7 protein-coding genes and 1 riboswitch are annotated in these 9,830 nt (G+C 39.9%); of the genes, 4 read left to right on the top strand and 3 right to left on the bottom strand.

Going from position 1 to position 9,830, the window contains the following annotated elements; all coding sequences use genetic code 11:
- Positions 1 to 162: 162 nt before the first annotated feature.
- The gene (locus tag ACE1CC_RS33105) at positions 163 to 4,338 is read right to left on the bottom strand and encodes a PAS domain S-box protein (protein ID WP_413274692.1); all 4,176 of its coding nucleotides are present in this window, start codon (positions 4,336 to 4,338) and stop codon (positions 163 to 165) included.
- A 474-nt stretch (positions 4,339 to 4,812) separates the two neighbouring features.
- On the opposite strand from ACE1CC_RS33105, the gene ACE1CC_RS33110 reads away from it, so the two are divergent.
- Entirely contained in the window at positions 4,813 to 5,250 is a 438-nt protein-coding gene (locus tag ACE1CC_RS33110; protein ID WP_413274693.1) for a hypothetical protein, read from the top strand.
- A 146-nt stretch (positions 5,251 to 5,396) separates the two neighbouring features.
- On the opposite strand, the gene ACE1CC_RS33115 is transcribed toward ACE1CC_RS33110, so the two are convergent.
- The gene (locus ACE1CC_RS33115; RefSeq protein WP_413274694.1) at positions 5,397 to 5,756 is read right to left on the bottom strand and encodes a hypothetical protein; all 360 of its coding nucleotides are present in this window, start codon (positions 5,754 to 5,756) and stop codon (positions 5,397 to 5,399) included.
- A 156-nt stretch (positions 5,757 to 5,912) separates the two neighbouring features.
- Positions 5,913 to 6,069: riboswitch (cobalamin riboswitch) on the top strand.
- A 37-nt stretch (positions 6,070 to 6,106) separates the two neighbouring features.
- On the opposite strand from ACE1CC_RS33115, the gene ACE1CC_RS33120 reads away from it, so the two are divergent.
- Both ACE1CC_RS33120 and sipA read left to right on the top strand, forming a co-directional pair.
- Positions 6,107 to 7,135, top strand: coding sequence for a sirohydrochlorin chelatase (locus tag ACE1CC_RS33120; protein WP_413274695.1), 1,029 nt, complete (start codon positions 6,107 to 6,109; stop codon positions 7,133 to 7,135).
- Positions 7,136 to 7,351: 216 nt separating this feature from the next.
- Positions 7,352 to 7,567, top strand: a complete 216-nt coding sequence (gene sipA, locus ACE1CC_RS33125) for a regulatory protein SipA (protein ID WP_413274696.1) — start codon at positions 7,352 to 7,354, stop codon at positions 7,565 to 7,567.
- Between the two features lie 76 nt (positions 7,568 to 7,643).
- Here the strand turns inward: sipA and ACE1CC_RS33130 are convergent, their stop codons facing one another.
- Positions 7,644 to 8,417 (bottom strand): HEAT repeat domain-containing protein, encoded by a 774-nt coding sequence (locus ACE1CC_RS33130; protein WP_413274697.1) that lies wholly within the window; start codon positions 8,415 to 8,417, stop codon positions 7,644 to 7,646.
- A 277-nt stretch (positions 8,418 to 8,694) separates the two neighbouring features.
- On the opposite strand from ACE1CC_RS33130, the gene ACE1CC_RS33135 reads away from it, so the two are divergent.
- Entirely contained in the window at positions 8,695 to 9,705 is a 1,011-nt protein-coding gene (locus tag ACE1CC_RS33135) for an IS1/IS1595 family N-terminal zinc-binding domain-containing protein (protein ID WP_413274698.1), read from the top strand.
- Positions 9,706 to 9,830 lie beyond the last annotated feature (125 nt).

The following is a 9,830-nucleotide window of genomic DNA, read 5'->3' on the forward strand; positions in this document are numbered from 1 at the left end:
GACCCGAATGCTTCGCCCCTACAAAGGCAGAAAATCTAGGTTTTAGGCCATAATTTTTGACCCGAATGCTTCGCCCCTACAAAGGCAGAAAATCTAGGTTTTAGGCCATAATTTTTGACCCGAATGCTTCGCCCCTGTGACAACGGACAGAATTTATTGAGTTTAGTGTAATAAATCGTGCATTACTTCTAGTAATTCTTGAGTTGAGTAAGGTTTAGGTAAAAATTTGTTGGCGGTGGTATTTCCTACATCTTGTAAATGTGTACCGGATACTAACCCACTAGAGGCAATTGTTTTGACTTCGGGATTGATTTTTTGTAGGGTGCGAATAGTATGAGTACCATCTAATACTGGCATCATTATGTCTACTAATACTAGTTTAATATCGTTTTTATGTTCTACATAAAGAGCGATCGCTTCCACTCCATCTTTCGCAGTCAAAACTTGGTAGTTATAAGCGGTTAAGGTACTCTTAGTAATTTCTCGAATCGCAGCTTCATCATCTACAACTAAAATTAATTCACCGTTTCCCATTGGCAATTCCCAATCTTCCTCATCTAAATCTGCTGCTGCTTCTACAGCGGGAAGATATACCTTAAATTCACTACCTTTGCCTAATTTGCTGGAAACAGTAATAAAACCTTTATGACTTTTGATGATTCCAATTACAGTGGAAAGTCCTAAACCTGTGCCTTTACCAACTTCTTTTGTGGTAAAGAAAGGTTCAAAAATGCGATCGAGAATTTCTGGAGCAATGCCAACTCCTGTATCATTAACTGTCACAACTACATAAGATCCAGGTTGGACATCCATTTGCAATTGGGCATCATTTTCGGTAATTACTAAATTCTCAGCGCTAATAGTTAAAGTGCCACCTGTAGGCATAGCATCACGCGCATTAACACACAAATTCATTAACACTTGATGCAGGTGAGTAGCATCACCACAAACTGCCCACAAGTCCCTGGATACATCAGTGTAAATTTCGATCGACCTCGGAAAAATCTCTTCAACAATTTTCTTAATTTCCTTAATCAAATGGCGAATTTGTAAAACTCCATGTTCACCATCTAATCCCCTGGCAAAAGATAACACTTGTTTGATTAATTCACTACCTCTTCGGGTGCTATCTTCGAGGATTTCTAACCATTGTTGCCCTTGGGCGCTGCTAATTTGTAATTTTAAAAGTTGGACTGCCATGAGAATAGGAGCTAAAATATTGTTCAAGTCATGGGCAATTCCTCCTGCTAGAGTACCAATGCTTTCCATGCGTTGCGATCGCAAAAATTGTCGCTCCATCAATCGTTTCTGTGTAATATCAGTATTCACCATTAAAATTGCTTTTGGTTCTTCAGCTGAATCACGCACCAAAGTCCAACGACTCTCGACTATAATTTCCTTGCCATCTTCTGTTACTTGTTGCAATTCTCCGTGCCATTCCCCTTTGCTGCTAACAGTTTGATAGATATTTTCCACCAGTAACGGTGTTTCCCAATAAAGCAAATTATTAGCACACTTGCCTAACACTTCTTCTTTTTTCCAACCGTAAAGTCTCTCTGCTCCCTGATTCCAAAATAAAATCCGATGATTCAAGTCACGAACCAAAATTGCATCAGTTGTCACATCAAGTAAAGCAGCTTGTTCTCGGATTTTTTGTTCTGCTAATTTGCGTTCATTTAGTTCTTGTTGTACTTGTTGATAAAGTTGTGATTGTTGAATTGCAATTTCTAATTGAGTCGCCAATTGTTTCAGCAATTCTATTTCCCAATTTTGCCATTTTCGCGGATTTGAACAATGATGAGCAACCAATAAACCCCATAATTTATTTTCCTGTAAAATGGGTACAACTAAATTGGCACGAACTTGAAATTGAGCCAGTAAATCAATGTGACAAGGCGATAAACCTGCGTTCAAAATGTCTTCTACAGCTTGAATTCCACCTCGTTCATAACTTTCTCTTCGCTCGGTATCTTTGAAGAAAGAATCTGAGATTTTTGCTCCTAAAATTGATTGCCAATTCGGAGCAACTGATTCTACGGCAACAACTCCACTCCAGTCTGGTTCAAAGCGGAAAATCAAAACGCGATCGCTCTCCAGCAGACGTTGGACTTCCGTCACAGTAGTATTGAGAATTTCATTCAAATCTAAAGATTGGCGAATTCTTTGAGCAATTTCTGCAACTAATTTCTCTCTTTGAGCTTGTTGGCGCAAAGCTTCTTCTGCTTGTTTGCGATCTGTAATATCGTTGCGAACGGCAATATATTGATATGGATTTCCTTGAGCATCCAAAAAGGGAACAATTGTCGTATCTACCCAGTAAATACTACCATTTTTAGCCCGGTTTCTAATTTCCCCTTTCCAAACTTTACCGTGAGAAATTGTGTTCCAAATATTCTGAAAGAAGGCTTTTGGATGATAGCCAGAATTGATAATGCGGTGATCTTTCCCGATTAATTCTTCCCGACTATAACCAGAAATTTGGCAAAACTTATTGTTAACATATTGAATTGTGCCTTTATTGTCGGTAATCGCAACGATCGCAGATTCATCCAAAGCAAATTTGAAATCCGCTAATTCTTTATGGGACTTTTGTAAAGTTTCTTCTGCCCGTTTGCGCTCAGTAATATCTTGGGTTATTTTAGAAAAACCGCAAATTTTTCCGGTTCCATCCTGCAATGCTGTAATTACTACATTTGCCCAAAAGTAAGAGCCATCTTTCCCCACGCGCCAACCTTCATTTTCCACTCTACCAACTGTTGCTGCTATTTCTAATAGTCTATCGGGTTTTCCCTGGGCTACATCTTCAGGTGGATAAAAACGAGAAAAATGTTGTCCAATAATTTCCTCGGCTTGATAACCTTTTATTGCTGTTGCGCCTGTATTCCAACTAGTAACATAACCGTTAGTATCTAATACAAAAATGGCGTAATCTTTCACTCCATTGATAAACAGACGGAATCGTTCTTCACTTTCATGCAAAGATTTTTCGGCTTTTAGACGATCGCTTTCTGCTTGTTTACGCTCAGTAATATCTTGCAAAGTACCTACTATTTCGCTCGCATTACCCCCCGCATCAAGCAGTAGTTTTAATTCCTCATAAATCCAACGATAACCGCCATCTTGATGCAAAAAGCGATACTCATAATTATGGTGTCCCTGTGCGAATAAAATTGCTATTGCTTCGGGAATTAAAGCCACGTCTTCAGGATGAACACGATCTAACCAAAATGTAGGATTGTTAACAAAATCCTCTGCTGAATAACCAAATAAAGCAGTAACATTTTCACTAACGAAAGTTGCTGGGTAACTCGCCGTTGGTTTGCAGCTATAAATCACAACCGGACTAGTCTTTAATAAATGTTGTAATCTTTCTTGAGTTTTTAGTAATAATTCTTCGGTTTGCTTGCGAGCGGTAATATCTTGACCAATACCGATCGTCCTCCCATCAGACAGCTTCACATTTGCCCAAGTAGTATTCAGCACCCGACCATCTTTAACATGAGTTTTAAAATCTTGCCATTGGTGATTTTCTGCTCTTTGAATAAACTCCCAAACTTGTTGTCGATACTCTGGATCGGGATAAAATTTCGTCAAAATATCCGGCGATTCTTGTAATTCTTCTAAAGTCCAACCTAAAATATTTAGCCATTCTCGGTTGATCATTTGCAGTTTTCCTTCTCGATCGAAGAAGCTCAACATCACAGGAATACGATCGAAAATAGTTTGCAGAATTTCCTTCTGTTGCTGAGTAACTGCATTTAACGCTTGATTTACAGATGTGCTATTACTAACCACTTGTAACATTTCTTTTTGGGCTATTAGCAAACTCTGGGTTCGCTGAAATTCTGCTAAATTTTTCCGTAATTCTATCTGACTGATTACCTGACGACTTAATACTTGAAGTGCGGAAATTTGTTTTTTTGTCAACTGTCGAGGAATCCGATCGATCGCACATAATGTCCCCAAAGCAAGCCCATCAGATGTAATTAAAGGCGCACCTGCATAAAATCTAATGTAGGGTTCTCCAGTTACTAAAGCATTATTAGCAAATCTCGCATCTTTCCGAGCATCCTCAACAATCAACGGTTCTTTTTGCCAAATATCATAATTACAAAAAGCTACATTCCGGGGTGTTTCGCTAACTGTTAGCCCTAGTTTAGATTTGAACCATTGCCGCTCTGCATCTACTAAACTAATTAAAGCGATCGGTGTCTCACAAATCTGGGCGGCTAAATTTGTTAAGTCATCAAATACAGCTTCTGCTGGAGTATCCAATATTTGATACTGCTTCAGCGCTGCTAAACGTTTTTTTTCTTGATCGGGAAGAACAACTTTCATAATAAGTACAGGGATTTTTAGTGCGATCGCAATAAACTAAACGATTAAAGTCCTCTATTATTGGAATACCCATTACCGGGCTAGCTGATAAACTCACGTAACAATTAGTTATTTAATTTTGACAATAAAATACTTTTTTTGCGAAATGAAACTTTTCCTAAATTTTGGCTAAAAATCATTTTTTCACTTTTCCCTTTCTCTTTATATTTGTAACAAGTTTAATGTAAAACGGGATGTCATCTGACGATCTTTATTCTCTTATTACAATAGACGAGCTTCCTTAATTAAACAGATTAAAGGAACGAACCCAGCCTTAGCGCGGCACTCAATAATTGTTGCCACAACTTTGCTAACTGATGATGGCGATCGCACTACACCTCTTCAGGAATATTTAATTTTAACACCCCTGACAGATTCAGCATCATTCTACTTGCCTTAGCTTAGAGTTAAGCTAACCAAGTTACCTTGTTGACTATGAACTATGAATACAGTCATCCCCGGAAGCAAAATTTACAGTTGGATTCCTTAGAAGAGGAAATTCTACTGGGATTACAAATATGTGGAGAACTTTTAGTTCAATCTAAAGATATTATGTTAGGTGCGCTAGCCTATCAAGGTTGGTTAGAGCATGGTCGCTGTTTGGTGATAGTTAACCTACCAAATGTAAAAGAAGTTTCCGGTGCAATTGAATTACCAATGGGGTTAATGCTGCACAACGATCCAGCAATTAAGTTTTTTGGAGCAGAAGAATTGCTCAAACAATATAATCCTCAAACTGAAGGAATATTGGTTGTCTCTCACACAAATTCTAATTACTGCATTGCTTGTGCTTGTATATTTGCTCCTAGCTTTCCTCCACAAATTTGTTATGAAGAAATCATGAGTAGACCTGCGGAGTTTGACATTAGTTGATTTTTCCACGAATCTTTGGTAGTAGGTAGTAGGTAGTGGGTAGTGGGATTCCTACTAGCTACTACCACCCTCAATCTTACTAACTAGCAACTTGAGTTAATTACTCAGTTTCAGAACATGACAATACCCTGAATTATGCCACAAGTTTAGTGATTAATTAAAAAAGCGGGAACTTCTACTAAGTGAAAATAAACCAATGCCGCAATTACTAAAGTGTAAAGCGTTGAACCACCAAGTCCAATCAATAAATCGCGCTTCACATTTCGCTGTTCTCCTGCTAAAAACATATCCATTGCCCCAAACTGCATCATCAAAATTCCTAGTACATTAGAAAGCCAGTAACCCACAACTGTCCCCGGTAAAAACCAGTCAGCATTTATCCAACCAACTAAATAGCCGAATAACAGAGAAATTGGCAAATTAAAAAATAAATCATTCCACCAAGACAAGGGAGAAAGCATATAACCAATCCCTACTAGTAATCCTCCGCGCAGTTTTCTAAACATGGTTTTTCCCTTGACAATTGAGTAGTTTTATGTATAAAATTAGCGGCAATAAAGTAACTCGTTACTCAGAATTCATTGTAATATTTAATAGCGATAATATTTCCCTGTACCCTCCTGCCGGAAAAATCCTCTCCCCCCCCATTTCGCTAAACCATTGAATCCGCTAAGATATCAAAGCACACTAAAACTCAGCAAAGTAGGGAAACTCCGGTGCAAGTCCGGGGCTGTGCCGCAGCTGTAAGCGAAAATAGATTAGCCGTTGTCAACTGTCTACATCGCTAGCCAGAACGCCTACTTGTTAACGTCAACTTTATTTTCCTGCGCCGCACAGGAAAAAGGATAATTAATTAATGCCTACTGTAAGTTTATCGACTTTGACCACTGTAACGGATTTAGAATTGTCTACATTGCCCCTAAAAAGACCATTATTAATGATTGGTCATGGAACTAAAGATGAAGAGGGAAGACAAAGTTTTTTAGATTTTGCCGCTGCTTATCAAGAATTGGATCGATCGCGCCCCGTAGTCCCATGTTTTTTAGAATTAACAGGCCCGACAATTCAAGAAGGGATCGATCGCTGCATCGAACAAGGATACACAGAATTTTCAGTTTTACCCATTTTATTATTTGCCGCACGCCACAACAAATTTGATATTACCAACGAGTTAGACCGAGCTAAAATTAAATATCCTCAACTGAAATTTCACTACGGTCGGCACTTTGGAATTACCCCGAATATATTGGAATTGTGGCGATCGCGTCTAACTCAACTTGACAACGAAAAATATCCTCGTTCCGAAACAGTTTTATTATTTGTCGGGCGTGGTTCCAGCGACCCAGACGCTAACGGCGACGTTTACAAACTAGCACGAATTCTTTGGGAAGGCAGCGGCTATTCCACAGTAGAAACCTGCTTTATCGGCATTACTCACCCCCGTTTAGAAGAAGGTTTTCGTCGCGCCAGACTTTATCAACCAAAGCGAATTATCGTTTTACCTTACTTCCTATTTACCGGACTTTTGGTAAAAAAGATTTTTGACATTACCGCCCAACAACAAGCACAATTTCCCGAAATAGAAATGATTTGTTTGCCAGAAATGGGCATTCATCCCCAACTATTTCAAGTAATGCGAGAACGGGAAATAGAAACCCAATTAGGCGAAGTCCAAATGAACTGTGAAATGTGTAAATTTCGCCTCGCTGCTGTAACTAAAAACGGCAACGGACATAGCCACACTCACGGACACGATCATCATCACCATCATCACCACGATCATCATCATCATGGTAACAGTCACAGTCACGACCACTCACACCCTGCTGTAGATCCTTACGCAGATTTAGAAAAATATCATCAAAAAATCTGGCAAGCACCTTAACAATTTTAGATTAGGTTTGTTGTAGGGACTTTAGTCCTTGCCTTGTTTGTGCAAGAAAGGTTAAAGTCCACGGTCATACAGTAGGGGCGAAGCATTCCGGCAATAATTTGTTGGTTATCGCCAAATATATGTACCGGAATGCTTCGCCCCTACAAATCAAAAACAACAGTTTGTGACCACGCCGAGTATAGAAAAACTAAAATCCTAACATTCAAAATGAGTAAAGAATTTCGCATTGGGGAAAAAGTCCGAGTCGTAGCATTACCACCTTACGTGAAAACTGCCGAACCAATGCCAATGCTACGTCCCCCAGATGTGATTAAGTTAGGTGAAGAAGGAGTAGTGATCGATCGCCGTCCCGGAGGTTATTGGGGAGTGCGCTTTGCCAGAGGCAACTTTTTACTCGACACTCAGTATATTGAATCTATTTAGCTTGACACAGATCCACAAATCCCCGACTTCTTAGAGAAGTCGGGGATCTGAAGAAGTCGGGGATCTTGCCCTTCCCTCACAATAAACTCTCTGGTGAAATCATTCCTTCTTGAGCCATTTTTTCAATCACTTGCAGTCCGCGAGGGTCGCCAACTCGTAACAGAGAAGCTTTCGCATCTTCCCTGACTCCCAGATCGCGGTCTTCTTCCATCACTTGAATTAAAGCATCGATCGCACCAGCATATACTACATTTGATGGTAGTTCCCGACAAAGTTGCCCCAAAGACCAAGCGCAGTTACTCCGCACCGCTGCGACTGGATCTTGAATTAAAGCTTCAATTAACGGGGGAATGGAAGCGACTACTGCTTCGTAGCCTAACTCAGCCATTTGCGCCAAAGAACTAGCCGCCCATAAACGTACAGCCGAAATATCAGTTCGTAAAGCATCAGTCAGGGGGGCGACAGAACGGCGATCGCGACAGTTCCCCAACGCCCAAACAATGCCTTTACGGACATAACCATTCCAGTCGCGGTTTAATTGGTTAATTAAAGGTTCTACCGCATCAGCACTAGGGTTACGTCCCAAACCATAAGCCGCACTTACCCGCACCAACGGACAAGCATCTGTCAACAAGCGAATTAAATGGGGAATGGCGCGTCGATCTTGTAACTCACAAAAAGCTCTGGCTGCTAGCATTCTTTGCGACGTTTCGGCTGCATTCAACAGCGCCAACATTGCCTCTGGATCGGGTTTAGCAACCTCTTCTTCTTCCAGTGGTTCTAGCTGATCTAACGGACTTTGCAGATCGGCTTCCGGGTCAAGTAGGGTCAGGTCGTCGTCATCATACATAATTGTCAATTACCTTATCAGACCTGATGCCATCAGTCTGTTACTCAGGTTAGCGATCGATAAATCTATTTGTTGTTGATGGTAGAGAGGCACAAGAAAGGAATCTTTCATTTTTCCCTACTTTTGTAAATAAACACTAAGCAACTGCAATTAATTTTACGACCAGGCTCAAACTTAAAATCATAACGTTATTTTTCAAGTTTTGATCCTTATTTTAGTATATTGGACTACAGAAAGACTAAATTGAATAGCAACTCTTAAACATCAGGAGCAGAATGTGACAGATCACCTAGAACCATATCGACGGTTAGCGCGTGCAATTAGATTCGTTCCCCCTTTGCCAGAATCTCATCTAGCAGAAACAAAGGAAAATCATTCTAGCTGGGCTTCATCAGTATCGCATTTTCCCGCGACAAACACACCATCACCCACAAAACCAGAGGAAAATTTTGGCCCACCTCCCGATCCATCGGAACATATCGCCGCTTTGGTACAGAAAGCGGTTTCTGGGCATACTGTTTTGCCAGTTACTTATAGTATTCAGGAAAATGTAGGCGATCGCATCAGTCGCTTAAACCACAACACAGAGACTCAACAGCATAAACCATTAATCATTCTGCCGAAAATTCCCGCACCCGATCCCAACTGGACTGGGCGCACTCCAGTTACTCATCAACAAAATGCTGAGATCGAAGTAGCAGCAAATCATCCACCAGAAACTTCAACTAATGGCAAATTGCCAGTTGAACAAATAGCTTCAGCAGAAATAAAATTACAGGAAAATTCAATTCTTCCAGTATTAGAAACACCACCTTCAGAGGAGTTAGTAGTAACACCTTTGAACAACGAAAATTCTGCTATAGAAACTCCATCAGAACTAGTAGAATTTGGTACATTAGCAACAAAAATTGCGCCAGGAGAAACATCAGACACCGAACCATCTTCAGAAATTGTTGTTGAGCCGGAAACAGTTAACGAAGCACCTATTCTAGAAACTTTTGTTACTGAAATAGCGGAAAATTTAAACGTTGAAGAGACAGTCACAGAACAGTTAAAAAATGTTGCCGACTTGCTCACAGAAGTATCCGAAAAAGTGCCAACCCCTGAACCAACAACAACTAAAAAATCATCAACTAAAAAATGGCTGATCGCAGAAGTTGTCTGTCCTAAATGTGGTTCTAACAAAGTTAAAGAAAAAGGATACACTAACGGTCAACAAAAATACACTTGTAAAAACTGCGGTAAACGTTGGCGTGTTGATTTAGAACCTGTGGGGGAAAATGATTAACTAGTTAAGAAAACCCAAAGTACGTTGTTGGGGGTTATAGCGGATAAAATCGCAAAAACGCAAACAAAGAAACAAAAAAAATAAAAAACCAAACCAAAAAATTTTGTTTGTAAACAAAACAGTAG

The organism is Floridaenema aerugineum BLCC-F46 (genome assembly GCF_041929345.1).
Lineage (GTDB): Bacteria > Cyanobacteriota > Cyanobacteriia > Cyanobacteriales > Aerosakkonemataceae > Floridanema > Floridanema aerugineum.